The 26346-nt window shown below is 35.3% G+C and carries 30 protein-coding genes, 1 pseudogene and 1 riboswitch; of the genes and pseudogenes, 16 read left to right on the top strand and 15 right to left on the bottom strand.

Annotated elements, in window-relative coordinates; all coding sequences use genetic code 11:
• Positions 1 to 78: 78 nt before the first annotated feature.
• On the bottom strand, positions 79 to 1209 hold the full coding sequence (locus tag O1A01_RS20315; RefSeq protein WP_270064838.1) for a metal ABC transporter solute-binding protein, Zn/Mn family: 1131 nt from the start codon (positions 1207 to 1209) through the stop codon (positions 79 to 81).
• A 76-nt stretch (positions 1210 to 1285) separates the two neighbouring features.
• Positions 1286 to 2471 (bottom strand): annotated as a pseudogene (locus O1A01_RS20310) (GTP-binding protein).
• A 206-nt stretch (positions 2472 to 2677) separates the two neighbouring features.
• Here O1A01_RS20310 and O1A01_RS20305 point away from each other — a divergent pair.
• Positions 2678 to 3244: a beta-class carbonic anhydrase gene (locus O1A01_RS20305; RefSeq protein ID WP_270064837.1), complete on the top strand. Its 567-nt coding sequence runs from the start codon at positions 2678 to 2680 to the stop codon at positions 3242 to 3244.
• On the opposite strand, the gene yidD is transcribed toward O1A01_RS20305, so the two are convergent.
• Positions 3241 to 3468, bottom strand: a complete 228-nt coding sequence (yidD, locus tag O1A01_RS20300) for a membrane protein insertion efficiency factor YidD (RefSeq protein ID WP_066415574.1) — start codon at positions 3466 to 3468, stop codon at positions 3241 to 3243. The two genes, O1A01_RS20305 and yidD, sit on opposite strands and share 4 nt — an antisense overlap.
• Before the next feature lie 136 nt (positions 3469 to 3604).
• Between yidD and O1A01_RS20295 the strand changes: the two genes are divergently transcribed.
• The 3 genes from O1A01_RS20295 to O1A01_RS20285 all read left to right on the top strand — a co-directional run bounded on the left by O1A01_RS20295 (position 3605) and on the right by O1A01_RS20285 (position 6210).
• On the top strand, positions 3605 to 4078 hold the full coding sequence (locus O1A01_RS20295; protein WP_066415571.1) for an S-ribosylhomocysteine lyase: 474 nt from the start codon (positions 3605 to 3607) through the stop codon (positions 4076 to 4078).
• 177 nt (positions 4079 to 4255) lie between these two features.
• Positions 4256 to 5257, top strand: a complete 1002-nt coding sequence (locus tag O1A01_RS20290) for a permease (protein ID WP_066415569.1) — start codon at positions 4256 to 4258, stop codon at positions 5255 to 5257.
• Positions 5258 to 5271: 14 nt separating this feature from the next.
• The gene (locus O1A01_RS20285) at positions 5272 to 6210 is read left to right on the top strand and encodes a TIGR03943 family putative permease subunit (RefSeq protein WP_270064836.1); all 939 of its coding nucleotides are present in this window, start codon (positions 5272 to 5274) and stop codon (positions 6208 to 6210) included.
• A 101-nt stretch (positions 6211 to 6311) separates the two neighbouring features.
• Here O1A01_RS20285 and ytzI read toward each other — a convergent pair whose 3' ends face one another.
• Entirely contained in the window at positions 6312 to 6467 is a 156-nt protein-coding gene (gene ytzI / locus O1A01_RS20280) for a YtzI protein (protein WP_084380395.1), read from the bottom strand.
• A 114-nt stretch (positions 6468 to 6581) separates the two neighbouring features.
• Between ytzI and O1A01_RS20275 the strand changes: the two genes are divergently transcribed.
• Complete coding sequence (locus O1A01_RS20275) at positions 6582 to 7019, top strand: Dps family protein (RefSeq protein WP_066415566.1); 438 nt, start codon at positions 6582 to 6584, stop codon at positions 7017 to 7019.
• 104 nt (positions 7020 to 7123) lie between these two features.
• Here O1A01_RS20275 and O1A01_RS20270 read toward each other — a convergent pair whose 3' ends face one another.
• Positions 7124 to 7378: a DUF6154 family protein gene (locus O1A01_RS20270; RefSeq protein WP_157076642.1), complete on the bottom strand. Its 255-nt coding sequence runs from the start codon at positions 7376 to 7378 to the stop codon at positions 7124 to 7126.
• A 149-nt stretch (positions 7379 to 7527) separates the two neighbouring features.
• Between O1A01_RS20270 and O1A01_RS20265 the strand changes: the two genes are divergently transcribed.
• Positions 7528 to 7857 (top strand): hydrolase, encoded by a 330-nt coding sequence (locus O1A01_RS20265; RefSeq protein ID WP_270064835.1) that lies wholly within the window; start codon positions 7528 to 7530, stop codon positions 7855 to 7857.
• Between the two features lie 105 nt (positions 7858 to 7962).
• Positions 7963 to 8439 (top strand): RNA deprotection pyrophosphohydrolase, encoded by a 477-nt coding sequence (ytkD, locus tag O1A01_RS20260; protein ID WP_066415560.1) that lies wholly within the window; start codon positions 7963 to 7965, stop codon positions 8437 to 8439.
• Positions 8440 to 8467: 28 nt separating this feature from the next.
• Here ytkD and O1A01_RS20255 read toward each other — a convergent pair whose 3' ends face one another.
• From O1A01_RS20255 to O1A01_RS20245, 3 genes are read right to left on the bottom strand one after another with little or no spacing between them, the layout of a single operon-like run.
• On the bottom strand, positions 8468 to 9277 hold the full coding sequence (locus O1A01_RS20255; protein WP_066415554.1) for an ABC transporter permease: 810 nt from the start codon (positions 9275 to 9277) through the stop codon (positions 8468 to 8470).
• On the bottom strand, positions 9258 to 10034 hold the full coding sequence (locus O1A01_RS20250; protein ID WP_066415552.1) for an ABC transporter ATP-binding protein: 777 nt from the start codon (positions 10032 to 10034) through the stop codon (positions 9258 to 9260). Before O1A01_RS20250 ends, O1A01_RS20255 begins: the two co-directional genes overlap by 20 nt.
• A gap of 10 nt (positions 10035 to 10044) precedes the next feature.
• Complete coding sequence (locus O1A01_RS20245) at positions 10045 to 11043, bottom strand: ABC transporter substrate-binding protein (RefSeq protein WP_270064834.1); 999 nt, start codon at positions 11041 to 11043, stop codon at positions 10045 to 10047.
• A gap of 183 nt (positions 11044 to 11226) precedes the next feature.
• Between O1A01_RS20245 and O1A01_RS20240 the strand changes: the two genes are divergently transcribed.
• Positions 11227 to 12021 carry an alpha/beta hydrolase family protein gene (locus tag O1A01_RS20240; protein ID WP_270066442.1) on the top strand — a complete coding sequence of 265 codons (795 nt, stop codon included), beginning with the start codon at positions 11227 to 11229 and terminating at the stop codon, positions 12019 to 12021.
• Between the two features lie 67 nt (positions 12022 to 12088).
• Here the strand turns inward: O1A01_RS20240 and pckA are convergent, their stop codons facing one another.
• The gene (gene pckA, locus O1A01_RS20235; RefSeq protein ID WP_066415547.1) at positions 12089 to 13675 is read right to left on the bottom strand and encodes a phosphoenolpyruvate carboxykinase (ATP); all 1587 of its coding nucleotides are present in this window, start codon (positions 13673 to 13675) and stop codon (positions 12089 to 12091) included.
• Positions 13676 to 14009: 334 nt separating this feature from the next.
• A riboswitch (SAM riboswitch) is annotated at positions 14010 to 14153 on the top strand.
• A 183-nt stretch (positions 14154 to 14336) separates the two neighbouring features.
• Here pckA and metK point away from each other — a divergent pair.
• Positions 14337 to 15536, top strand: a complete 1200-nt coding sequence (gene metK / locus O1A01_RS20230; protein ID WP_270064833.1) for a methionine adenosyltransferase — start codon at positions 14337 to 14339, stop codon at positions 15534 to 15536.
• 289 nt (positions 15537 to 15825) lie between these two features.
• On the top strand, positions 15826 to 16542 hold the full coding sequence (locus O1A01_RS20225) for a YebC/PmpR family DNA-binding transcriptional regulator (RefSeq protein ID WP_066415543.1): 717 nt from the start codon (positions 15826 to 15828) through the stop codon (positions 16540 to 16542).
• Between the two features lie 76 nt (positions 16543 to 16618).
• Here the strand turns inward: O1A01_RS20225 and O1A01_RS20220 are convergent, their stop codons facing one another.
• The 4 genes from O1A01_RS20220 to O1A01_RS20205 all read right to left on the bottom strand — a co-directional run bounded on the left by O1A01_RS20220 (position 16619) and on the right by O1A01_RS20205 (position 19296).
• Positions 16619 to 16789, bottom strand: coding sequence for a hypothetical protein (locus tag O1A01_RS20220; protein ID WP_270064832.1), 171 nt, complete (start codon positions 16787 to 16789; stop codon positions 16619 to 16621).
• 25 nt (positions 16790 to 16814) lie between these two features.
• Complete coding sequence (locus tag O1A01_RS20215; RefSeq protein WP_270064831.1) at positions 16815 to 17957, bottom strand: glycosyltransferase family 4 protein; 1143 nt, start codon at positions 17955 to 17957, stop codon at positions 16815 to 16817.
• 15 nt (positions 17958 to 17972) lie between these two features.
• Positions 17973 to 18512: a phosphatase PAP2 family protein gene (locus O1A01_RS20210; protein WP_066415536.1), complete on the bottom strand. Its 540-nt coding sequence runs from the start codon at positions 18510 to 18512 to the stop codon at positions 17973 to 17975.
• 265 nt (positions 18513 to 18777) lie between these two features.
• Positions 18778 to 19296, bottom strand: a complete 519-nt coding sequence (locus O1A01_RS20205) for a gamma carbonic anhydrase (RefSeq protein ID WP_066415530.1) — start codon at positions 19294 to 19296, stop codon at positions 18778 to 18780.
• Between the two features lie 75 nt (positions 19297 to 19371).
• Between O1A01_RS20205 and O1A01_RS20200 the strand changes: the two genes are divergently transcribed.
• Complete coding sequence (locus O1A01_RS20200) at positions 19372 to 20172, top strand: alpha/beta fold hydrolase (RefSeq protein ID WP_066415525.1); 801 nt, start codon at positions 19372 to 19374, stop codon at positions 20170 to 20172.
• Positions 20173 to 20174: 2 nt separating this feature from the next.
• On the top strand, positions 20175 to 21248 hold the full coding sequence (locus O1A01_RS20195) for a tetraprenyl-beta-curcumene synthase family protein (protein ID WP_066415523.1): 1074 nt from the start codon (positions 20175 to 20177) through the stop codon (positions 21246 to 21248).
• A gap of 85 nt (positions 21249 to 21333) precedes the next feature.
• On the opposite strand, the gene O1A01_RS20190 is transcribed toward O1A01_RS20195, so the two are convergent.
• Complete coding sequence (locus tag O1A01_RS20190; protein WP_268874271.1) at positions 21334 to 21462, bottom strand: hypothetical protein; 129 nt, start codon at positions 21460 to 21462, stop codon at positions 21334 to 21336.
• Positions 21463 to 22210: 748 nt separating this feature from the next.
• Here O1A01_RS20190 and qoxA point away from each other — a divergent pair.
• The 4 genes from qoxA to qoxD all read left to right on the top strand — a co-directional run bounded on the left by qoxA (position 22211) and on the right by qoxD (position 26007).
• Entirely contained in the window at positions 22211 to 23116 is a 906-nt protein-coding gene (qoxA, locus tag O1A01_RS20185) for a cytochrome aa3 quinol oxidase subunit II (protein ID WP_066419056.1), read from the top strand.
• A gap of 62 nt (positions 23117 to 23178) precedes the next feature.
• The gene (qoxB, locus tag O1A01_RS20180) at positions 23179 to 25128 is read left to right on the top strand and encodes a cytochrome aa3 quinol oxidase subunit I (protein ID WP_066419054.1); all 1950 of its coding nucleotides are present in this window, start codon (positions 23179 to 23181) and stop codon (positions 25126 to 25128) included.
• The gene (qoxC, locus tag O1A01_RS20175; protein WP_066419051.1) at positions 25125 to 25721 is read left to right on the top strand and encodes a cytochrome aa3 quinol oxidase subunit III; all 597 of its coding nucleotides are present in this window, start codon (positions 25125 to 25127) and stop codon (positions 25719 to 25721) included. Before qoxB ends, qoxC begins: the two co-directional genes overlap by 4 nt.
• A gap of 1 nt (position 25722) precedes the next feature.
• Positions 25723 to 26007, top strand: a complete 285-nt coding sequence (gene qoxD / locus O1A01_RS20170; protein WP_066419047.1) for a cytochrome aa3 quinol oxidase subunit IV — start codon at positions 25723 to 25725, stop codon at positions 26005 to 26007.
• Positions 26008 to 26060: 53 nt separating this feature from the next.
• Here the strand turns inward: qoxD and O1A01_RS20165 are convergent, their stop codons facing one another.
• On the bottom strand, positions 26061 to 26297 hold the full coding sequence (locus O1A01_RS20165; protein ID WP_328225855.1) for a hypothetical protein: 237 nt from the start codon (positions 26295 to 26297) through the stop codon (positions 26061 to 26063).
• Positions 26298 to 26346 lie beyond the last annotated feature (49 nt).

The following is a 26346-nucleotide window of genomic DNA, read 5'->3' as shown; positions in this document are numbered from 1 at the left end:
TCCGCCTTCCTCTTCTTTCGTTGTTTAGGAAAAAATTTAATTCCTTTTGACCTGAGCGAGCCGCCTGCACTTTTCGTCTTAATTTAATGCTTTTCTTAATGTTTCAATATTCTTCCTCATGAGAGAAAAGTAATCTTCATTATTTTCTATATCTTCTTCGGTTAGCGCTTCAAGGTTATGCAGAGTCAATGCTTCTGCATTAATCTCTGTTCTAACCATTTCTGCTATTTTTCCAGTAATGTTTTGATCAAAAATAACGTATTTTATATCATTTTCTTGTGCTGTTTTAATAATTTCAGTTAATTGTCTTTGTGAAGGCTCATCTGTTGGGGATAATCCTGTCACACTGATTTGATTAATTCCGTAACGATGTTCCCAATATCCGTAAGCGGCATGTGAAACTAGTATGTTGTTTGTTGAAGCTGTTTGAACCATTTCATCAAACTCATTGTGTACTGCTTCTAATTCTTGTTTTAATTCATTAAAGTTACTCTCAAAAAATTCTGTTTGGTCAGGGTTTAAAGAAATAAGTGCGTCTTTAATATTTTCTGCTAATTGGATAGATAAAATAGGGTCAATCCAAATATGTGGATCGCCATCATGTGCGTGTGCATGATCATGGTCGTGACTTTCTTCTTGTGTCTCATGTTCATTGTCATGATCATGGTCGTGATCTTCTTCATGAGTATCATGATCATGGTTGTGGTCGTGATCCTCTTCATGAGCATCATGTTCATGATCGTGATCGTGGTCGTGATCTTCTTCATGAGCATCGTGATCATGGTCATGATCGTGGTTATGATCTTCTTCATGAGCATCGTGATCATGGTCATAGTCTAATAATTCAATATCTTTACCAGCAGGAATAATCATAACTTTTTCGTTTTTTAATACATCTTTCATTTTGTCAGCAAAACCTTCTGCGCCTACACCTGAATAGATAAATACATCTGCTACAGCAATTTCACTTACAACACGTGTACTTGGCTCATACGTATGTGCATCTGCTCCAGGAGGATATACGGATTCAACATCAACAAATTCTCCACCAATTTTATTAGTAAAATCTTCAAGTGGATATATTGTAGTATATACCTTAATTTTATTATTAGTTTCAGTTGCATCGTTCGTTGTATTATTATTACTACAGCCAACAAGAGCTGTAAATATTAATAGTAAAAATGTAAAAACTATTGCTTTTATTTTCATATTACTCTCCCCGTTAATATATTTTTTATCCTTTGACATTATATCGTAATGGTTACGATTTGAGAACTATATTTTTTTATTCTTCTACGATAAATTTTGGTAATGGATCATGAAACGAACTCCAATCAAGCTTCATTTCCTCTTCAGTTAATAGACAGATGTCTAGAGAAGCTATCAAATCTGAATTATTCATTTCTACGCCAATGAAAACTAGTTCATTCTTTCGATCGCTATATATACTATCCCAGTCATCTAATAGTTCAGGCTCTTCGCGTAACGTTTGTTCTCTTTCTTTTTCGTTATAACTAGCCACCCATTCGCCAGCACCTTGAATCATAATGGATGCTCCTGCTTGTGATAGGAGTCCAGCCATGTTATTTCTCGTTGCAAGCCAAAAGAATCCTTTTGCTCTAACAATTTCGTCTGGCCAAGTTTCCAGCCACTTTAAAAATCTCTCAGGATGAAATGGTTTTTTTCTTCTGTATACAAAAGATGTGATACCGTACTCTTCTGTTTCTGGAGTATGTTCTTCATTTAATTCCTTTATCCAACCAGCATTTTGGCTAACTTTTTCAAAGTCAAACAAATGAGTGTTTAAAATTTTGGATAAAGGAATTTGACCATAGCTAGCATTAATAATATTGGCACCTGGATTTAACTTTTTCAAAAGCATGTGCAGTTCATTAATGTAGTCTTCTTCTTCAAGTAAATCTATTTTATTTAAAACAATCACATCAGCAAATTCAACTTGGTCTATTAATAAATCAGCTATCTCACGTCTATCATCTTCACTATTACCTTGATTACGATCTAATAGACTTTCACCTGATTGGTAATCGTTCCAAAACTGTTCAGCATTAACGACTGTTACCATCGTATCTAGTCGACATTTGTTTGTTAAATCAATATTGAGCTCCTCATCGATGTAAGTAAATGTTTGTGCAACAGGAATCGGTTCGCTAATTCCTGAAGATTCAATGACAATATAATCTCCCTTCCTCAACTAACCTATCTACTTCTTGCATTAAATTATCACGAAGAGTACAGCAAATGCAGCCATTTTGCATTTCTACTAATTTTTCTTCTGTTCTAGTAAAACCACCTTGTTGAATAAGAGTAGAATCGATATTAATTTCGCTCATATCGTTAACAATGACAGCGACTTTTAAACCTTCACGGTTATGTAAGAGGTGGTTCAGTAAGGTTGTTTTACCTGCCCCTAAATATCCACTTAAGACAGTAATTGGAATTCTTTTTTTCATTTCGTTCTCCTTTTATTAAACTATTAAATCAAAATCATTACGATTTAAAAAGTGTGTTTCTGCGCTTGAGTAATGAATATGATTAACTAATCGTAATTATTACGATTTACATTATGTATATTACTAAAAAAGATTGGCTTTGACAACAGTTTTATTTTATCATTTATTTTAGGGCTATGAAATTATTTGATTTAGAGGTGATTTAGTTGAAACTTTTAGAAGAAATTTTAGAACATAACAGTAATTTTGTTAGAAACAAAGAATATTTAAAATACGAAACAACTAAGTTTCCAAATAAGAAAGTTGTTGTACTTTCTTGTATGGACACTAGATTACTCGAATTACTACCAAGTGCACTAAACTTTAAGCATGGAGATATGAAAATCGTAAAAAATGCTGGTGCATTAGTTTCTCACCCATTCGGAAGTATTATGAGAAGCATATTAGTAGCAGTATACGAACTAAATGCAGATGAAGTAATGGTAGTAGGCCATCATGATTGTGGAATGGGAAGTATTAACGCAGATTCTATGATTCAAAAAATGAAAGATCGTGGAATTGCTGTAGAAAAAATTGAAGCATTAAAATATGCAGGTGTAGATATTAAGAGCTTCTTAAAAGGGTTTCAAAGTGTAGAAGAGAGTGTACGTGAAAGTGTGGATACTATTAATAACCATCCCCTACTTCCTTCTAACCTTCCTGTACATGGACTTGTCATTGATCCTCATACAGGAAAGTTAGATGTAGTAATAAATGGTTACGAAGCCGATTAATTTTTTGCTTTCTTTTCAGGTACAGGATCCATACCACCTGGATGAAATGGGTGACATTTGAAAATTCTTTTTATAGTTAGCCAGCCACCTTTTAAAGCACCAAAACGTTGGATTGCTTCCATTCCATAATGAGAACACGTTGGATAAAAACGACATGTTGGTGGTTTTAGTGGGGAAATTACTTTTTGGTAAAATTTAATTAAAAGTAAGAAAAGCTGTTTCAAAAGCAGTCGCCTCCTACTATTATTATAGACTAAAACGATTAAAAGAGAAAAACTAATAATTCGGATTGTTTTAATCGGAATAAAAGTTTGTTATAATGTTAGAGATGTATTAAATTTAATGATAGGGGTGTTGTTCATGCCTTCAGTTGAAAGCTTTGAACTTGATCATAATGCTGTAAAAGCACCGTATGTTCGCCATTGTGGTGTACACAAAGTAGGTACAGACGGTGAAGTAAATAAATTTGATATTCGTTTTTGTCAACCAAATAAACAAGCGATGAAGCCAGACGTGATTCATACGTTAGAGCATTTATTAGCAATTAACATAAGAACACATGCTGAAAAATATAATCATTTTGATATAATTGATATTTCTCCAATGGGTTGCCAAACTGGTTACTATTTAGTAGTAAGTGGGGCACCAACAGTAGAAGAGGTTATCGATTTACTAGAAGCTACACTAACAGATGCGCTTGAAACAGAAATTGTTCCAGCTGCTACTGAAAAAGAGTGTGGGCAGGCGAAATTGCATGATTTAGAAGGTGCGAAACGATTAATGCGTTTCTGGTTATCACAAGATAAAATGGAATTAACAAAAGTTTTCGGTTAATGTAAAAAAACTGCCAAGTGGCAGTTTTTTTTATTCTATAATCAACTTTTCCATCTATTTCCCTTACTAATTTAATAAATATTTAAAAAGATATAAAAACGATATGATATAATACAAAAAATAACGCTTGGAAATTGATAAATACATTGTAAAAGTTATAAATATTTTTTTAAGGAGATGAATATGTTTAAAAAAGTTTGGAAAGAAGTTATTGGACTAGGATTAATCGGTCTGTTTTTATATTTATTTTTCTTTGTCGATTTAAAAGATTTAACATTTAATATTCCTGGACAATGGTTGAATGTTAATACCATCTTTTTAAGTATAGTATTAGAAGCAATCCCTTTTTTACTACTTGGAGTTTTTGCTTCTGCGCTCATTCAAACTTTTGTTTCGGAAGATACCATTAAAAGGTTTCTTCCTAAAAATGCGGTCGGTGCCATCATACCAGCTGCTATATTAGGGGTCATTTTTCCGATTTGTGAATGTGCGATAATTCCGGTTGTGCGGAGGCTAATAAAAAAAGGGATGCCGCTACACGTAGGAGTTGTCTTATTAGTTGGTGCTCCAATATTAAACCCCATCGTTGTACTCTCAACCTATTATGCTTTTAATGGCAATCCAACTATTTTGTATGGAAGATTTGGACTAGCGTTCTTTCTATCTATTATAATTGGACTCCTTATGCTTTTACTTTTTAAAAATAATAATCAATTACGCTGGACAAAAAATGAATTAATCGGTAGGCAAGAAATGGTGGAAGAAAAGCCACAAAATAAGTGGAAAACTACTTTCTATCATGCTAGTGATGAATTTTTCGAAATGGGTAAATACTTCATTATCGGTGCCTTTGTCGCTAGTTTATTTCAAACGTTTTTAGACCGTAGTCTTCTAACAGCTATTGGGTCTCATGAAATCTTTGGACCTGCTGTAATGATGGCATTTGCATATGTTCTGTCACTATGTTCCGAGGCAGACGCGTTTGTAGCTGCTTCATTTGGGTCCACTTTTTCTACCGGTTCCTTACTTGCGTTTTTAATTTACGGACCAATGATTGATCTGAAAAATACGGTCATGTTATTTGCGTATTTTAGAGTGAAATTCGTGCTAGTATTTATTGCAGTAGTTACGGTAGTGGTATTTTCTAGTATTCTAGTATTTCAACAAATTGTTCTTTAAGGAAGGTGAGAAAAGTGGAACAGAACAGGGACTATAGTTTTCATATTTATATACGAGGAATTATTCTTTTAGGATTTACATTGCTGTTTTTTAAATTAATTGTAAGTGGTGATATCATTAATTTTATTGCACCACGTATGATGCCGTTTATGTATTTTGCAGTTGCAGTGTTGTTCATATTAGGAATCCAACAAATTTGGAGAAGTGGTTCTAAAAAAATCGAAGAACTTGTGTGCAATTGTGGATTTGATCACGGAGGAAACTCTTCTCCAATTCAGTCTGTTTTAATCTATTCCCTATTTATCTTTCCTATTGTAACAGGGTTTATGTTCTCAGATAACATACTAGACAGCTCGATTATCGATAAAAGAGGTTTTACGAGCTCTAAGAAGCTTGCGGAGGAGCGCCAAGAGCAAATAGAGGAATTTGATACGTCAAGAGCCGAGCAGTATTTAGAAGATCCAGAAGCATACATGGAGTCGTTAGATGAACGGTTAAATGATGTTCCATTAGAGCATCCAGAAGGATTTGAAATAATAGAGCCACCTGAAGGGTTTTATGAGGAATTAAAAGTAGAGTTACTAAATTCTGATACGATTGTTGTCGATGATGACCGTTATATTCCGATTATGAATATTGTGGACATGTCCCCAGAAGAATTTGTAGGAAAGCGAATTGAGATGATTGGCTTCGTTTATAGGGAGCCTGATTTTACAGAAAATCAGTTTGTAGTAGCCCGTTTCGGCTTATCGTGTTGTGTAGCGGATGCTGGTGTATATGGGACTTTATCGAATATGCCTGGTGGACAAAACCTAGAGCTAGATGAATGGGTTAGTGTTTCAGGTGTTTTAGAAGTAATTGAATACAATGGATGGATTTTACCGTATATACAAGTAGATTCATTAGAAAAGATCGAACAGCCGAAAAATCCCTATATTTATGAATATTACTAAAAAAGTTGCGAATTGTATTCGCAACTTTTTTACGTTATTGTCTTAAAGCGTACCTCTAAAAAATTGGTTAGCATGCGGATACGGCAGCTACTGGAGATTTTCTATTTATTCCTTTGTTCACAATTATCATCTCGTAATTGGTCATCGTCTATAGGATCAACAGTATGTTCATATTTATATGCTTTATTTGTCGTAAGTAACGTTAGAAGCAAGACAACTATTACGATAACAATACATAGAATTAATATTTTTATCATGACATTCCTCCTCTAGCAACTTCATTCTATCATGAAAAAAGCTATTTGTGAGGATATGAATAAAAGTTTAAGGTAAAAATAAACGGGTATTGATAGTAATAGGAGGAGATAAATATGGAACAAAAATTAACGAATGTCGTAAATAAACAAGTTGCCAATTGGAGTGTACTTTTCATCAAATTACATAACTATCATTGGTTTGTGAAGGGACCAGAGTTCTTTACTTTACATGCTAAGTTTGAAGAGCTTTATACCGAGGCGGCTACACATATTGATTCTCTAGCTGAACGGTTACTAGCAATTGGTGGGGAACCTGTTGGTACAATGAAGGAAATACTAGAAATTTCTTCTATTATAGAAGCAGAAGGAGAGAAAAGCGCTCAACAAATGGTAGCTTCTATCGCTTCTGACTTTGACGTTTTAATTTCTGAATTAAGAGAAGGAATGGAAATTGCTGAACAGGCAGGCGATGAAACAACTGGAGATATGCTGTTAGCAATTCATGCAAGTGTAGAAAAGCATAATTGGATGTTAAAAGCATTCATGCAATAATAGTTTGTAAAAGCCTTCGATATATTATCGAAGGCTCTTTTCATGCTTATGTTATCGTAAGGAAAGTTTATAAATAGTTCTATAAACCTGTAGGCTCTTTTATGTTAATGTAACAGCCCGCTACTAGATGTAGTCGGATAAATATCACTATCTATAGATAGTCTGTCTTTTATTTTCTCCCGTAATACTATAGCTATTAAGCTTTGTAATTCTTCTTCCTCAAGTTCTTTTAAAATAGTTAAGCAGTTATTTCTATCTAAATTTTGGACGATAGAAATTGTAATCGCATCTACATCTTCATCCTCACGTACCCATTTGTGCCGATATTTTTCAAAAATTCGATCTAAGTATGACATCATTTTAACCTCCTCTTTTTTTAGCTTATGTATAAACGTGGTAATCATGTATTCGATTGTAGTAATAAGCAATGTACCTTCTAAACGAGAATAAAGTGGCATGTTTGAGTAAGAATAATGGAAAGAGATGCATGCCACTGTAAAAGAAAGGGATGGTTAAGATGGAAAAAAAAACTTATTACGTATCACTTGCAGAAGGAGTTATTACTCAAGTTAAAACAGCAACTTCTTGGGACTATGAGATTCAAGCTAATGACGAAGAAATAACGAAATTAAGGGAGTTATTTGACCAAAACTATTCTTCTGATTGGCAATCATTTTGGAGAGCGCACGTGCCATACATTCAGTATCATAACGATAAACAAAACGATGGATATGATAATGGATTGCAGTTAGTTTTTAAAATGCTGTATGAACTAGGGGATGACGAAACAAAGGCGCATATTAAAAATGAGGGACTTTTGGATGGACCATTATCATAATAATAATTCCTTCCCATTTAGCTAGAAAGATATGTTATGATGTAAAAAAACGATCAAGTATATGAGTAATACTTGTTCTTAAAATGGAATGTTGGGGTTATTTTTATGCTACAATTTGATGATATGTACGATAATAAAGTAATGTTATCTTTCGAATATTTACCTTTTAGTGAACATCCAAAACATGTTTGGGTCATATGTAAATATCGCGACACGTGGTTATTGACAAAACATAAAAATAGAGGATTAGAGTTCCCAGGAGGAAAGGTAGAGCAAGGAGAAAGTGCTGATGAGGCGGCAATAAGAGAAGTGAAAGAAGAAACTGGTGGAATAGTAGATATGCTTTACTACGTCGGGCAATATAAGGTGAACGGACGAGATAAGACGATTATTAAGAATGTATACTTTGCTCAAATAAAAGAAATAGAAAAACAAGCGCATTATTTTGAAACGAAAGGTCCGGTACTTTTACAATCGTTACCATCCAATATAAAAAGTAATAATGCATATAGTTTTATTATGAAAGATGATGTTTTAACTTTTAGCATACAAAAATTAAGAGAGAAGCAATTTATTAATTAAATAAAGGCTACCCTATAGGGAGCCTTTTTTATTTTGTGTGTTTAATTAGCTTTTTTTCTAAAAACTCAACTAATTGGTACATAATTGTAGCAAGGACCGCGATTACGAGTAAGCTTAAAAGGACTAAAGTGAAATTAAATACTTGGAAGCCGTATATAATTAAGTAGCCAAGACCTTTTGACGATACAAGGAATTCACCTACAATAACGCCAACCCAAGCTAGCCCTACGTTTACTTTCAATGTGGAAATAATAGTAGGATAGGAGGCTGGTAAAACGGCTTCTTTAAATAGTTGAGTTCTAGAAGCTCCAAATGTTTGTAACACTTTTAAGTAGTTGGTGTCTACTTCTTTAAAAGATGTATAAACAACTATTGTTGTAATGATGATGGAAATAAGCGCACCCATTGCGATGATAGAACCCATATGTGGGCCAATCGCTACAATCAAGATAGGCCCTAAAGCAATTTTAGGCATTGCATTTAGTACTACTAAATATGGCTCTAATACTTTAGAGAAAAATGGTGACCACCATAAAATTGCAGCTAAAATGGTACCTAATAGAGTTCCTAATATAAATCCGAATATCGTTTCCATTAAAGTGATACTCGTATGAACGTATAACGAACCATCGCCTATTTTTTCGATAAACAGTTGAAATATTTTAGATGGGTAACTAAATAGTAACGGGTCAATCCAATGTTTTTTTCCTGCTATTTCCCATAGTGAGAAAAAAGAAACGAAGAGGAGAAGCTGGAAAAAACGTACCCATCGCTTTTCAACTTTTTTCTGCTTTATATATTTTTCATGAAGCAGTTTGTCATTGTTCTGGGTGTTCAAGTTGTTCCAACTCCTTCCATATTTTTTGGAATAGTGTTGCGTAGTCAGGGTGTTGTCTTGCATGAAAAGGAGATAATTCTCTTAATGAATTTGGCACGATAAAAGTCTTTGCGATTTTCCCTGGATTAGCTTTAAATAAAAATATGCGGTCACTCATTGCGATGGCTTCTCCGATATCGTGTGTAACAAGGAGCGCAGTTTTTTCAAAAGCCTTTAATGTAGCCGAAACTAAATCTTCTAGTTTTAACTTTGTTTGATAATCCAATGCGGAAAATGGTTCATCTAAAAGTAATAACATTGGATTCGTTGCTAACGTTCTGACTAAAGCTACCCGCTGCCTCATTCCTCCCGATAGTTCAGATGGATACATCTTTTCAACATTTTCTAACCCTATTTCCGTTAATAAAGATAGTGCCTTCTGTTTCTTTTCTTCTTCTAACATATTTGTGATTTTTAGACCGAGCAAAATATTTTCTTCAATTGTCTTCCAAGGAAATAAATAATCTTGTTGTAGCATGTAGCCAATATTTCCTCGGTTTAGAAGTGGATTCGCTCCTTTAATCCAGACTTCTCCATTCGTTGGTTTTATTAGCCCAGCAACAATGGATAATAACGTCGTTTTTCCACAACCACTAGGGCCTAAAAAGGAGATGAACTCTCCTTCTTCAACAGATAAGGAGACATTTTCTAAAGCTTTCGTTGTACGATCCATAGATAAATATATATGATCTACTGCTTCTATTTTTAAAAAACTCATTTAAATCACCTTAATTTCCAATAACGTTTTCTGCGATGTTTGTATTTACTAACGTCCCATGATCAACTTGAGTCGGTAGTTCTCCTGCTTCTTCCATAATTGCTTGTAAGTTATCCCACTCTTGTTTATCTAATATTGGGTCTGTAGCAAAAGAGCCTTGGCTTTTATATCGATCAACAACCATTTCGATTAGTTCTAATTCAGTATCATCAAAATAACTTTGAATTACTTCCGCCACTTCTTTAGCAGAATGGTTATCTACCCATTGTTGTGCTTTATATAAAGCTCTCGTAAATTTTTCAATAGTTTCCTCATTTTCATTTATATAGCTTTGTTTTGACATAAAAGTCGTGTACGGGACAAGACCTGACTCTGTTCCGAATGAAGCCACAATATAACCGATTCCTTCTTTTTCAAATATACTTGCTTGTGGTTCAAATAATTGTACGAAGTCACCAGTTCCAGATGCAAAAGCATTAGGTATATTTCCGAAATCTATATTTTGAATTAAGTTTAAGTCGCTATGAGGATTGATACCATGCTGTTTTAATACGAATTCACCGACCATTTGTGGCATGCCGCCGACACGTTGGCCTAAAAATGTAGTATCTTTCAAGTCATCCCAGCTGAAATTATCCAGTTTTTCACGAGAAACTAAAAAAGTTCCATCTGTTTGTGTTAATTGTGCAAAATTTATAACAGGGTCTGTTGCACCTTGTGCATAAACATAAATAGAAGTTTCAGAGCCTACTAATGCAATATCAGCTCCATTGCTAAGTAAAGCTGTCATCGTTTTGTCCCCGCCCCATGCAGTTGTTAATTGTACATCCAAGCCTTCTTCTTCAAAAAAGCCTTTTTCAATCGCAACATATTGGGGAGCATAAAAAATGGAGCGAGTTACTTCGGCAACGCGAACGGTTTGACCATTTGAATTTCCGCATGCAACAATAGAAAATAATAAAACAAACCCAATTATGGAAGCACTTATTATCTTTACATATCTTTTCATCTTACTTCTAACCTCCTCTTTGAAGTGTTTTATATAAACTGGACAGGCCAACAACATATACGGGGGAATGAATATAGTTGCTGGAATGTCCAGGAATAGTTAAACTAATCACTAAATGAATAGGAAAGTTCAACTACTAATTACAATATTCATGTAGGAAAAAATGTGTGAATGCCTAAGGAGATGAAAAACGTGAATAGTGATGGAAAAATTATTGATAAAAAACGGTTTCCTTCTCCAAGTTCAAAGATAGATGTATATACAATCACTTATATGAGTGGTGGTTTAAAGGTGAAGGGTCTATTGGCCGAACCTAAAGAGGCTGGAAAGTATGACGGTTTCCTTTACTTGCGTGGGGGAATAAAAAATGTTGGACAAGTTAGGGTAGCAAGAATTGTTCAGTTTGCGTCTGAAGGTTTTGTTGTGATGGCACCATTCTATCGTGGGAACCAAGGTGGAGAGGGAAACGAAGACTTCGCAGGAGATGATCGCCAAGATGCATTTGCGGCTTATCAATTACTTGAGCGATACGAAAAGGTTCAAGCAGATCGCATCCATGTGTTTGGATTTTCAAGAGGAGGTGTAATGGCTTTATTAACAGCCATTCATTTTCCTACTGTTCTGTCAGTTGTATGCTGGGGCGGTGTCTCGGATATGCATTTAACATATGAGGAGCGAGTAGATTTACGTAGAATGTTAAAGAGAGTAGTTGGTGGAACTCCTAATAAAGTACCAGAGCGATATGATTGGCGAACGCCACTATATGAAGTAGAAAAGATTAAAAGTCCTGTACTATTAATTCATGGTGCTAAGGATGAGAATGTGTCAATTGAACATTCCATTCGTCTTGAGAAGCGTTTGAAAGAATTAGAGAAAAGAGTGGAAAGTTGGTATTTTTATGAATTTACTCATTATTTTCCGCCAGAGCAAAACCGAAGAACAGTGAGAAGATTAACGGAGTGGATGAAGAATCAATAGCAGTACCTTGTTACATAGAAAAAGCACGACTGTATGGTATAGACTATCATACAGTCGTGCTTTTTAATTAAACTGTTGGACCACCAAGAGCTAAAATGTTATTTGGAACATGTTGGAATTTTGTGAAATTTTGTTTGAACTTCTCTGCTAGTTCACGTGCTTTTTTATCATATTCTGCTTCACTAGTCCATGTTTTCTTAGGTTGTAATACTTCGTCAGGAACACCAGTTACATGTAAAGGTACGTTTACTCCGAAATATGGATCAGGTTGAAATTCTGCATTTGTTAATTCACCTTCAAGAGCTGCTTGCACCATGGAACGAGTATAGGAAAGTTTCATTCTATTACCTACACCATACTCTCCACCGGTCCACCCTGTATTAACTAAAAATACTTGAACGTTGTGTTCGTCAATTTTCTTTCCTAACATTTCTGCATAAGTTGTTGCAGGTAGTGGTAAGAAAGGTGATCCGAAGCATGTAGAGAACGTTGCCTGTGGTGAAGTGATGCCACGTTCTGTTCCAGCAAGTTTACTTGTGTAACCGCTTAAAAAATGGAACATAGCTTGTTCTTTTGATAATTTGCTAATAGGAGGTAGTACCCCAGTTGCATCAGCTGTTAAAAATATAATAGTTGTTGGATGCCCAGCAACGCTTGGATCAACAATGTTATTCATTGCTTGTAATGGATATGCTGCACGAGTGTTTTCTGTTAGTGACGAATCATCGTAATCAGGAATTCTACTGTTTTCATTTAATACTACATTTTCTAATACAGATCCGAAGCGGATGCTATCAAAAATTTGTGGTTCTTTTTCTTGAGAAAGTCCGATACATTTTGCATAACAACCACCTTCAATGTTGAATACACCAGTGTTGGACCAACCATGTTCGTCGTCACCAATTAATTTACGATTTGGATCGGCAGAAAGGGTCGTTTTACCAGTTCCTGATAACCCGAAAAACAACGCCACATCTCCTTCACGACCTACGTTAGCAGAGCAGTGCATCGGCAAAATACCGTTTTCAGGTAATAAGTAGTTCATAATCGAGAAAATTGATTTTTTCATTTCGCCAGCATATTCTGTACCGCCTATTAAAATAATTCTCTTTTTAAACGATACTAAAATGAATGCTTCAGAGTTTGTTTTATCAATTGAAGGATCAGCCTTAAACGTTGGTGCCGAAATAATCGAAAATCCAGCTTCATGTGTTGCTACTTCTTCTTCTGTTGGACGAATAAATAATTGGTGTGCAAAAAGGTTGTGCCATGCAAATTCATTGATAACTTGAATTGGTAAGCGATACTTCTCGTCTGCACCTGCAAAACCTTTAAAAATAAAAATTTCATCTTTGTTTTCTAAGTAATGAACAACCTTATTATATAATGCATCAAATACATCTTCAGAAATAGGTTGATTTACTTTTCCCCAGTCTACTTTATCTTTACTGATTTCGTCTTGGACGATAAATTTATCTTTCGGTGATCTACCTGTGTATTTTCCAGTAGTTGCAAGCACTGCACCTGTTGCAGATAAAGTTCCTTCTTTTCTTTCTAAAACTTTTTCTACCAATTGTGGGACAGATAATTGTACATTTGCATTGCTTCCATATAATAATGTAGATAGTCCGTTATCGATACCAACCGTTTTCATCTTTAAACTCTCCTTCAGAAAAGTGTATTGTTTATGTTAATAATTAAAAGTATAACACATTAACATCAATAGTCCATACTAATTGTGATATTTTATGTAAAGATTACAATGGAAGTTCATAAAATACACTTTTTTCTCAAATTTGGTATAGATAGCGTCATATTGATGAACTCTAACATTGTAGTAGTTGATAAAGCTAGTGGAAGATTACTTCATAGTATATATTCACTATATTATAAAAATACAAGTATTTCTCTTTTTTTCTTTAGGAAAAATGTCGGTTTTTGTTGACATAGATAGTTTCACTACGATAATATAAATCACTGAACGGATACTCTTATCCCGAGATGGTGGAGGGACAGGCCCGATGAAACCCAGCAACCTGCTCATTTAACTGCAATACATACTGGGCATATTTAATGAAGTGAGAAAAGGTGCTAACCTGAAGCAAAGTATTATATGCTTTGCGTGATAAGAGTGAAAGGCGATAAATCTTCAACCTTTCCTCAAAAAAAGGAAAGGTTTTTTATATTTTGACACAAGATAAGGGAGAGCGTTATATATTAACATTGGAGCTTATCTTAAAGTTTTATTGGGAAAGTGGAGATCCGTATCATGATGGTGATATACACCGATAATTATAAAGGAGGAACTTTATAAAATGACAAAACAACGTCGTTTATTTACTTCTGAGTCCGTTACTGAGGGACACCCGGACAAAATTTGTGATCAAATTTCTGATTCTATCCTGGATGCTATTTTGGCAAATGACCCTAATGCCCGCGTAGCTTGTGAAACATCTGTTACTACAGGTCTTGTATTAGTTGCTGGTGAAATTACAACATCTACATATGTAGATATTCCTAAAATTGTTCGTGAAACTATTCAAGGTATCGGATATACGCGTGCGAAATACGGATTTGATGCGGAAACGTGTGCAGTATTAACTTCAATAGATGAGCAATCTGCTGATATCGCGATGGGGGTAGACCAAGCGTTAGAGGCACGTGAAGGACAAATGACAGATGCGGAAATCGAGGCTATTGGAGCTGGAGACCAAGGTTTAATGTTTGGTTTTGCTTGTAATGAAACGAAAGAATTAATGCCATTACCAATATCTCTTGCTCACAAATTAGCTCGTCGTCTAACTGAAGTAAGAAAAGAAGAAATCTTACCATACTTACGTCCAGACGGTAAAACACAGGTAACAGTGGAGTATGATGAGAACGACAAACCTGTTCGTATTGATACGATTGTTATTTCAACACAACATCACCCAGAAATTACGTTAGAGCAAATTCAACGCAATATTAAAGAGTACGTTATTAATCCAGTTGTTCCAGCTGAATTAATTGACGAAAACACTAAATATTTCATCAACCCAACAGGTCGTTTCGTAATTGGTGGACCTCAAGGGGATGCTGGTTTAACTGGTAGAAAAATTATTGTTGATACGTACGGTGGTTATGCACGTCATGGTGGAGGAGCTTTCTCTGGTAAGGATGCTACTAAAGTAGACCGCTCTGGTGCTTATGCTGCTCGTTACGTTGCGAAAAACATCGTTGCTGCAGAACTTGCTGACAAATGTGAAGTGCAACTAGCATATGCAATTGGTGTTGCTCAACCAGTTTCTATCGCAGTTGATACTTTCGGAACTGGAAAAGTATCAGAAGAGAAATTAGTAGAACTTGTACGTGCTAATTTTGACTTACGTCCAGCAGGTATTATTAAAATGCTTGACTTACGTCGCCCGATTTACAAACAAACAGCTGCTTACGGCCACTTCGGACGTAACGACCTTGACCTTCCTTGGGAGCGTACAGATAAAGCTACTGCATTAAAAGAACAAGCAAACGCTTAATAGATGTAACCAAAAAACTGCAGAGATTCCTTTGCAGTTTTTTGGTGTAAAATTGAAAGGATTTTTATTTTCAAAACTAACAACATAGTGAAGAAGAATACGGAAGGCATACACCGGAGAGATTCATGGACGATAGCGAAGTGAAACTGTAACATGGTAGAATACTATAGCACCTTCGCTTTTGTATGTTTATTTTTTCTAACACTTAACAAATCATAGCCTATAGCGTTATAATATATTTGCTATAAAACTTCTGCTTATAGACTTATGTTGAAAGTGAGTGTTTTTGATGGGCCGTAAATGGAACAACATTAAAGAAAAAAAGGCTGCAAAAGATGCAAATACGAGCCGAATATATGCGAAATTCGGTCGTGAAATTTATGTAGTAGCAAAACAGGGAGAGCCTGACCCAGAACTAAATCAAGCATTACGCTTTGTTTTAGAAAAGGCAAAAACATATAATGTTCCGAGAGCAATTATTGACCGTGCCATTGAAAAAGCAAAAGGTGGCGGAGAAGAAACTTACGATAAACTTCGTTACGAAGGATTTGGTCCGAATGGTTCAATGGTTATAGTAGATGCATTAACGAACAATGTGAATAGAACAGCTTCGGAAGTTCGTGCTGCTTTTGGTAAAAATGGTGGTAACATGGGTGTAAGTGGTTCTGTCGCTTACATGTTCGATTCGACTGCGGTTATTGGTGTAGAAGGGAAGTCTGCTGACGAGGTATTAGAGTTATTAATGGAAGCAGATCTTGATGCACGTGATATATTAGAGGAAGAAGATACGGTCATCGTTTATGCAGAGCCAGACCAATTTCATGCTGTTCAAGAGGCGTTTAAAAATGCAGGGGTTACAGAATTTAAAGTAGCGGAATTAACAATGTTACCTCAAACGGAAGTAACCTTATCGGAAGATTCATTAGCACAGTTTGAGAAAATGATTGATGCGTTAGAAGATTTAGAAGATGTTCAACAAGTTTATCATAACGTAGACTTAGGCTAATAATTTAAAAGGGTGTACTAAATAGCCAGCCGCCATTGTAATTAATTGGGGGCGAGTATTTAGAACACCCTTTTCTTTAGCTTTCAGACTGTGGGTTATTTAATAATTCCTCTTGTTCATTCGGTTCCATTCCATTTTGCTCTTGAATATTATTTTGAATCTTTTTATTTAATATAGACTCGCTTTTAATATTCATGTTAGGAGGTAGATTATTATTTCTACTAGCTTGTTTATTCCAAGTTGACATATTACTACTCACCTCTTTAAAAAAATTAAGCTAAATGTTGAAGAGCAATACTTTTTAACACTTCTTCGTATTCCATTACTAAATTATCGAAAATAGAATCCCAGGACTGTGTTAATGCGTATTGTCTTGCTTTTTGACTCATATTATACATAACAGCCTCATTTTTTAAAAAATAAGTAATTTTTTCTACAAACTCATTCGTATCTTTTTCAACACATAAAAACCCTGTTACTCCTTCTTTGACAATCGAACGTACTCCACCTGCATTTGCCGCAATCGTTGGGGTGCCACAGGCTAATGCTTCTAACACTACATTACCGAACGTTTCTGTTGTAGACGGAAATACAAAAACGTTAGCGCTAGCATATACTGCTGCCAACTCTTCCCCTTTTAAAAAACCTGTAAAAGTCATGTTTTTTGGTGCAAGTTTCTTTAATTCTTCTTTAAGTGGGCCATCGCCAACTACTAACCAGTGCGAGTTTTGCTTGATTTCTGGAGGTAGGTTTTCAGCAATTTCAGGTAAGAGTAAAACATCTTTTTCCGGTGCAAGTCTACCTACACATAAGAGGATATATTTTTCTTTAATATTATATTTCCCCCTCACTTCCTGTTCATTAAATAATGGATGAAAAACGGTACTATCTACACCTCGTGACCAAATAGCTAACCTTGTAAAACCTTTTTTTGTTAAATGTTCTTCGGTTTGTATAGAAGGAACAAATATTTTTTCTAACGGCCGATGAAACCATCCCATGTATTTCCAAAGAAGTTTAGAAAACAATTGAAGGTCATAATACTCTAAATATTTATCGAAATCTGTATGATACGAACCGACAATGGGGATGTTTAGTTTTTTCGCATAATGCAATCCACATAACCCCATATTAAAGGGAGTAGCAACGTGTATAATGTCAGGCTTAAATCGAATAAGCTCTTCTTTTACTTGTGATGTTTTAGGTAAGGCGAGTCGACATTCTGGATATAGGAAAAATGGAAAACTAGTAAAACGATGAACATGTGTAGAGAAAAATTCTTTTTCGGTACTTTCCGGTGCAAAAACACGGAATTCAATTTGTTCCTTTGTTAAATAATCTGTATAGCGTTTTAAAGTCTTCGCAACCCCATTAACTTCAGGAAAAAAAGTATCAGTGAAAATAGCGATTTTCATTGTATTCCCTCCAAATTAGATAAAATAGGTGTGTATAAAAGCATGAGAAACATATCCCGCTGTACAGCCTAGTAAACAACCGACAATAACATCTGATGGATAGTGCAGTCCTAAATAAATTCTAGAAAGACCGACAGCACAAGCGACAGGCAGTAATAAAATTGATAATGTAGGATAAAAAATAATAAAAGGAACTACAATGGAAAAGATTGCTGTCGTATGACCAGATGGAAAAGAATGATCTTTTAAAGGATTTTGAGTAACGTTAATATGTTCAATTACTAAATAGGGACGTTTCCTAGGTAATAATTTTTTTAATAGAGCAACTGGAATATGGCTAATAGTAAGAGCAACTGCACTTGCTATTGCAGTAGTATGCAGTGAATGAGAAGAAAAAATAATGAAAAGTAGTGAAATTGAAATAGTAAAAGATGCTCCACCTAAATGTGTAACCCCATGAAAAAATGTGTTTAATAGCTTTCTCTTGTAAAATTGGTTAATATACTTAAAAAGGAAGCATTCGAATGTATAAATGTGAGTGAAAAGCTTAGCCATCTTATAACCCCTTTTCATTTCTTTTATAATCATTTTAATAGAGGAATATTTAGGAAATACTAACATGTTGTAAAAAGAATGTTAAAGCTTTTTTCAACCAAAAAATGACCATGTATGAATACATACATGGTCATGTTAAAGCGACTGGCAACAAAATCGCAACAAAATCATTAATACAAAGCGAAAGATTGTATCATTAGCGTATAATTTGAATTTAATTACGATTCATAACAAAATAGTAATAATAGATAATAGTAGAAAATAATTATGATTGGATGGATTTGTAATATTGGCCTTTTTCCACATATTCTCTTCTAATACGTGCCATATCTTTACGATCTTCGTCATTTAAATCTCGAATTACTTTTGCTGGTCTTCCGAACGCTAGCGTATTAGGAGGAATTACTTTGCCGGGAGGTACTAAGCTACCTGCCCCTATAAAAGCTCCTTCTCCTATTTCAGCACCATCTAAAATAATGGAATTCATGCCTATTAGTGCGTCTTTTCGAATAATCGAGCTATGTAATGTGCATTGATGGCCGATTGTAACGTCATCCTCTATAACTAACGGACGATTTGGACTTTGGTGAAGAAGAGACTGATCTTGAATATTTACTCGGTTTCCAATAATAGTTGGAGCGACATCACCGCGTATTACAGTGTGAAACCATATACTACACTGTTGGCCAATTGTAACGTCACCAGTAATTACTGCGAAATCAGCAATATATGTGGTAGAATCAATATTTGGTTTCTTATCTTTGTAAGGATAAAGTTTATACATGTTGGTTACCCCCAATATGCTTTTTCTTTTATCATAACAAAGAAACTTACATATTTACATGTGGGAGTTGAGAATGTGAGACAATGGTTAACAACTGCTGATAACAAAAAAGGTACAATTGTAATTGTACATAGTGCTTTAGATTATCACGGACGATATGAATTACTTATTAAATTTTTCAACCGTTCTGGTTTTCATGTCATAATGGGTGATCTTCCTGGTCAAGGGTTATCGACTAGAAGGAAAGGTCATATAGAAAGCTTTGAGGAATATATAAATGAAGTGGATAAATGGGTAAAGCAAGCATATTTATTAGAACCGCCAGTATTTGTATATGGCCATAGCATTGGCGGGCTTGCTGTTATTAGAACGTTACAAAAAAGACAGGATTTATTAATTCAAGGTGTTATATTATCATCCCCAAGCCTCGAACTTTCTAAAAAACCTAGCAAAGGGATAGAATTGTTTGCGAAGGGATTAGATAAAATTAAGCCTTCGTTACTAATCTCGACAGGATTAAGTATAGAAGATGTTACAAGAAATGAAGAGATGTATCTTATTGGGAGAGAGGACGCGAAATATAGTGCCAAAATCTCCGTTCATTGGTATCGAGAAGTAACGAACGCAATGAAATTAGCTTTTAATGAACAAGATTATTTTCCTTACGAATTACCACTTTTAGTGTTGCAAGCGGGTGACGATCAAGTGGTGGAAAAAGAATCTACTATTCAATGGTTCGATCGTTTAGCGAGTATAAATAAAAGTTATCGTGAATTTAACGGTTTATATCATGAGCTCTTTAATGAACCAGAAAGAAAACAAGTGTATCGCCATATCCTTGCATTTTTACAATTGAACTTGGAAGGAAGTGATTAATCTTGAAGATTCCTACCCATCCAATTAGTCTAATGAAGCGAGTTTATAGAGATGTATTCCCAATTGTCTACCGTGAATTAAGTTATTGGAAAGCGAGAGCAGAAAAAATCCCTAATGATGAATTACGGACGCAAGCATTAGCTAGTATTGAAACAAAGACGTTTCATTGCGAAGGTGGGGCAATTCTTTCATTATTATCAGAAGATGAACTAGAAAAGTGTATTAAATTTATTGTAGCCTACCAAACGATTAGTGATTACTTAGATAATTTGTGTGACAGAAGTACATCACTAGATCCTATCGATTTTCGAGCTTTACATGATGCAATGCCTGATGCACTAACAGTAGGCGCACCGATAAAAAATTATTATGCCTATAGAGAGGATCAAGAGGATGGGGGTTACTTAGCTGATCTCGTTCTTGCTTGTCAATCGGTGTTAAAGGAAAATAAACATTATGCCAGTATTCGGCAAGAGCTATTACAGTTAGCGAACTACTATTGTGATTTACAAGTGCATAAACATGTAGCGGAAGAAGAAAGAGTCCCAAGATTGCAAAAGTGGTTTACTGAAAATAAAAGTACACTGCCTGAAATGGAGTGGTATGAATTTTCTGCTTGCTCAGGTTCCACTTTAGGAATTTTCTGCTTAGTTTCTTCTTCTTTCCATCAATCATTTCAATTAGAGCATGGCAAGCGAATTGTGAAAGGTTATTTTCCGTATATTCAAGGGCTACATATTTTATTAGATTATTTTATTGATCAAGAAGAGGACCAACTTGGTGGAGATTTGAATTTTTGTTTTTACTACCCAGATGAGACAAAACTTTTGGAACGACTCCAGCACTTTTTAGAAAAGGCAGATGAGTTTACTGCAGGACTACCAAACGAAAAATTTCATCGATTAATAAATCGAGGGTTACTTGGTGTGTATTTGTCGGATCGTAAAGTAGCTGAACGTAAGGAAGTATCTACGTTGGCGAAAAAAATTATCCGCTCTAGCGGAGGAACAGCCTTCTTCTTCTATGTAAATGGACGAGCATATCGGACGATACAAAAATGGAGGAAGTCTTCCTAAATAATAAGAAGAAAAAAGCTTTAAGAGGAAAAAATCCTCTTAAAGCTTTTTTTCATTTTTAAAATAGTAGATGTTAAAACACAAACTACCACTCTTTAGTAGTTTCTAATAAATGATCTATTTCAATAAGTTTTATCACATTTTTAGTATCTATTTTGGTCATTTCAGATGTTGCATCTAGCAGTTCATCTATATCCAACTTGGCCATCTTCATAATTAGACCTCCATAAATATTAATAGTATTTAAACATACTATTCGAAACGATATTTATGTTTCTGGGAGTACAAGTTTCTTTTTCTTAGAAAAACAATCTTAGAAATATTATTCTAATATATTTATAAAATGTAGTTATAAGCGCTTTATTTCGACTAAAAATTTCCTCGTCTAGAAAAAGAGCTTAAATTTTTGAACGAATTGTGGCATTTTAGTCAAAGAATTATTGACTATTTTGTGTCATGTTTCACAAACTATTGTTTTCTAGCAGTCTCAAAGAATAACATGTATTAATGAGTAGTAACTCTATAACGATATAATAATTCAACCAACCGTAAAAACATCCCCATCTGTAAGTAAAGTCAAGGAAGTAAGTGTGGAAGTAACGGTTGGTAACACCCCGATTGGTTCAACTAACAATCATTGGGTCCCCCAATGATTGAAGTTTCACTTTATCCCGGTGTAACCATCCGTAAACTTCCACCATTAGTAAGCAATGTCAAGGAAGTAAGTGTGGAAGTAACGGTTGGTAACACCCCGATTGGTTCAACTAACAATCATTGGGTCCCCCAATGATTGAAGTTTCACTTTATCCCGGTGTAACCATCCGTAAACTTCCACCAATAGTAAGTAAAGTCAAGGAAGTAAGTGTGGAAGTAACGGTTGGTAACACCCCGATTGGTTCAACTAACAATCATTGGGTCCCCCAATGATTGAAGTTTCACTTTATTGAAATGGAGGTCCTAATATGAGATTTAAATGGGCTATTTTATTTTTTGTTCTTACTATTGCAACTGTGTTAACAGGTTGTGAGCAAATGATAGTACTAGACCCGAAAGGTCCACAAGCAGCCGTTCAGGCAAGAGATATCATACTTTCAGCTGGAATTATGTTATTTATTGTCCTCGTAGTATTCGGAATGTTAATTTATATGCTTGTGAAATATCGTGCTTCAAAACAAGGTGACGATTATGAGCCACCACATATTGAAGGAAGCCCGCTTGTAGAGGCAATTTTTATTGGTATTCCAATTGTAATCGTTGCGTTCTTATCGGTCGTTTCTGTTCAAAGTAACTATAAAGTAGAGGCTCCACCCGAAGGTTATGAAGCGGAGCCACTAGTTATTTATGCAGCTTCTTCTAACTGGAAATGGCACTTTAGCTATCCAGAAGAGGATATCGAAACTTTAAACTACTTATATATTCCAACAGACCGTCCACTTGAGTTTAAAATATATTCATTTGGAACGATATCAAGTTTTTGGATTCCACAATTAGGTGGACAAAAATATGGAATGGCTGACATGGTTAATACGTTGCACTTAGCAGCAGACGTTCCTGGTGAGTATATGGGAAGAAACGCCAATTTCAACGGTGAAGGGTTTGCTGAAAATACGTTTAATGTGAAAGCAATGTCTCAAGCAGAGTTTGATAAATGGATAGAAGACGTGAAGAATACTGCTCAACCTCTTACGGAGGAGAAATTTACTGAGCTTCTAGAACATGGGCATCTTGGACAAATGACTTTTACAGGAACCCACTTATCGTTCTTACCGCCTCCTGAAGGAGAACATGGTGGACATAATCACGGTTCAAGTAGTACAAACAACGATCATGATGATCACGATAAAGATGAAGAACATCATCACCATTAATTAGTAAACTGCAAGCTTGATAGATAACAAGCTTCTATACTTCCTGAAAGGAGTTAAATTGTATGGAATTCTTTGAAAGATTTGCCATACCTCATCCAAGTCCCGCAATATATGCGTCGATGGTTGCGATAGGTATTACTGTTATTGCGATAATAGCAGGGTTGACGTACTTTAAAAAATGGGGCTACTTATGGAGAGAATGGCTTACAACTGTTGACCATAAAAGAATCGGTATCATGTACCTTATTTCTGCTCTGTTAATGTTATTCCGTGGTGGTGTGGACGCGATTATGATGCGTGCACAGCTAGCGGTACCAGAAAACACAGTACTAGATGCACAACACTATAATGAAGTCTTTACAACTCATGGAGTTGTTATGATTATGTTCATGGCGATGCCTTTCATTATTGCATTAATGAACTACGTTGTACCGCTACAAATTGGAGCAAGAGATGTAGCATTCCCAAGACTGAATGCACTTAGCTTTTGGTTATTCTTTATGGGCGCAATGTTATTTAATATATCATTCGTCATCGGGGGCTCTCCTGATGCAGGATGGACTTCTTATTTCCCATTAGCGGGTACCGAGTTTAGTAAATCTGTCGGTACGAATTATTATATGATCGCTCTTCAGATTGCTGGATTAGGTACGCTAATGACAGGTATTAACTTTATTGCAACTATATTAAAAATGCGTGCACCAGGCATGACACTAATGAAAATGCCTATGTTTACATGGTCTGCTCTAATTACTAACGTTATCATCGTATTTGCTTTCCCGGTTTTAACTGTAGCACTAGCGATGGGAACGATGGACCGTTTGTTTGCAACAAATTTCTTTACATCAGATAATGGTGGGATGGATATGCTTTGGGCCAATCTGTTCTGGGTTTGGGGACATCCTGAAGTTTATATTTTAATCTTGCCAGCTTTCGGTATATATAGTGAAGTTATTTCAACTTTCGCTAGACGTAACCTTTACGGATATAAGTCAATGGTTTGGTCGATGGTTATCATCTCACTATTGTCGTTTACCGTTTGGGTACACCATTTCTATACGATGGGGCAAGGAGCATTAGTAAATAGTATTTTCTCTATTACAACAATGGCAATCGCAGTGCCAACAGGTGTTAAAATCTTTAACTGGTTACTTACACTTTGGAAAGGGAAAATCGAAGTTACTACTCCAATGCTATACTCATTACTATTTATTCCGATTTTTACAATTGGTGGAGTAACTGGAGTTATGCTAGGGATGTCTGCAGCTGACTATCAATATCATAATACGATGTTCTTAGTAGCTCACTTCCATTTAGTAATTATTCCAGGTGTTGTATTTGCGATGTTAGCAGGGCTAACGTTTTATTGGCCGAAAATGTTTGGCTTTATGCTTAACGAAAAAATCGGAAAAATTTCCGCGTGGATTATTGCTATAAGTACACTTGTGGCGTTTATGCCGATGTTTATTTCAGGTTTAGACGGTCAAGCGCGTAGAATGTACACGTATTCTGAATCAACTGGCTTTACAATTTGGAATATGATTTCTTTTGTTGGGGCAATTGGTCTAGCAATTGGATTTATTCTAATAGTATATAACATTTATTACAGCATTCGTTATGCACCGAGAAATGTCGGCTCAGACCCTTGGAATGCACGTTCATTAGAGTGGGCAACACCAAGTCCAGTACCTGAGTACAACTTTGCAATTGTTCCAAACGTAAAATCAAGTCAAGCATTATGGGATGCTAAAAAGCATGGTCATGAGCTATTTAAAGGTAAAATTGAAAAAATTCACATGCCAAATAATAGTGGCGTTCCATTTATAATGGCTAGCATTTTCTTTATTTGGGGATTCTCGTTCATATTTGCGATGTGGATACCTTTAATCCTTTCGACAATAGCTATCTTTGCATGTATGGCTTATCAGTCATTTGAAAAAGACGATGGCCGATATATATCTGTAGAAGAAGTAAAAGAAACAGAAGAAAAATTGGGAGGTACAAAAATATGAAAATAGATCATTCACTCCCTCTTGAATATAGTACGGAAGAAAATCGTTTGAAAATATTAGGCTTTTGGATTTTTCTGGGTGCGGAAATTATGCTTTTCGCAACGCTATTTGCATCGTACTTCGTTTTAGTCGATCGCACTGGCAATGGGCCATCGGGTGCAGAAATATTTGAAATAACACCTGTATTAATCGAAACTATTTTATTATTAACAAGTAGTTTTACGATTGGTCTTGCTATTCATGCAATGAGACTTGGTAGACAAAAAGCGATGCTAGCTTTCTTCGGAATTACATTAGTTTTAGGTTTAGCGTTCCTAGGAGTGGAGATTTATGAATTCTTCCATTATGTACATGTAGGAGCGGGCCTGCAAACTAGTGCATTTACAGCGATCCTACTAACGACTTTAGGGACGCACGGAGCCCACGTGGCGTTTGGGTTAGTATGGGGATTATTTATCATGCTTCAAGTTAAAAAGCATGGTTTGACATCAAAAACAGCTAATAAGTCGTTTATCTTTTCATTGTATTGGCATTTCTTAGACGTAGTCTGGATTTTCATCTTCAGCTTCGTCTACTTGAAAGGAATGATGTGATATGAAAGAGTTATTTCCTCTCAAGCAAGTAATGGGCTTTATTTTTTCATTAGTTTTGACCGCAGTAGCGTTAGCTGTCTTACTGTTTGATATGTCTTTTGCTGTAGGGATGACTATTCTTTTAGTAACAGCTTTCATTCAAGCTGGTCTACAGTTAATACTGTTTATGCATGCTGGTGAATCAAACGATAAAGCATCCATTTATACAAACGTGTTATATGGGATCATTATTGCAATTGTTACTATTTTAGGTACAATGCTTACAATGGTTTGGGGTTATGTTTAAAAAGAAAGAGCAGGAGCGAATATTCGCTTCTGCTCTTTTTATATGTTGTCATGTTATTTTTGTGGGTTTAATTTTTTCGTTGTTTTTTCTAAAACTTCTTCCGTTATAATAAAAAACATTCCCATAAGAAAAATAAATATACCACCCATAACTGTTCCTATACCAATCGGTGTTAATAAACTGGAACCGCTTGCAAATGCGCCGAAAATAAAAGTAATAATACCTATAATTATGACTGTGCCCCCAAAATATTGTACGGCATTAAACATCCCTTTGTTTACATTCATCATTTTCGACCCCCTTATTATAATAATATTATTTTGTTCACAAAAATGTCAA

This window comes from Sutcliffiella sp. NC1 (assembly GCF_027594365.1).
GTDB classification, from domain to species: Bacteria; Bacillota; Bacilli; order Bacillales; family Bacillaceae_I; genus Sutcliffiella; species Sutcliffiella cohnii.
The sequence above is the reverse complement of the archived record's forward strand: the minus strand, read 5'-3'. Positions and strand labels throughout refer to the sequence as shown.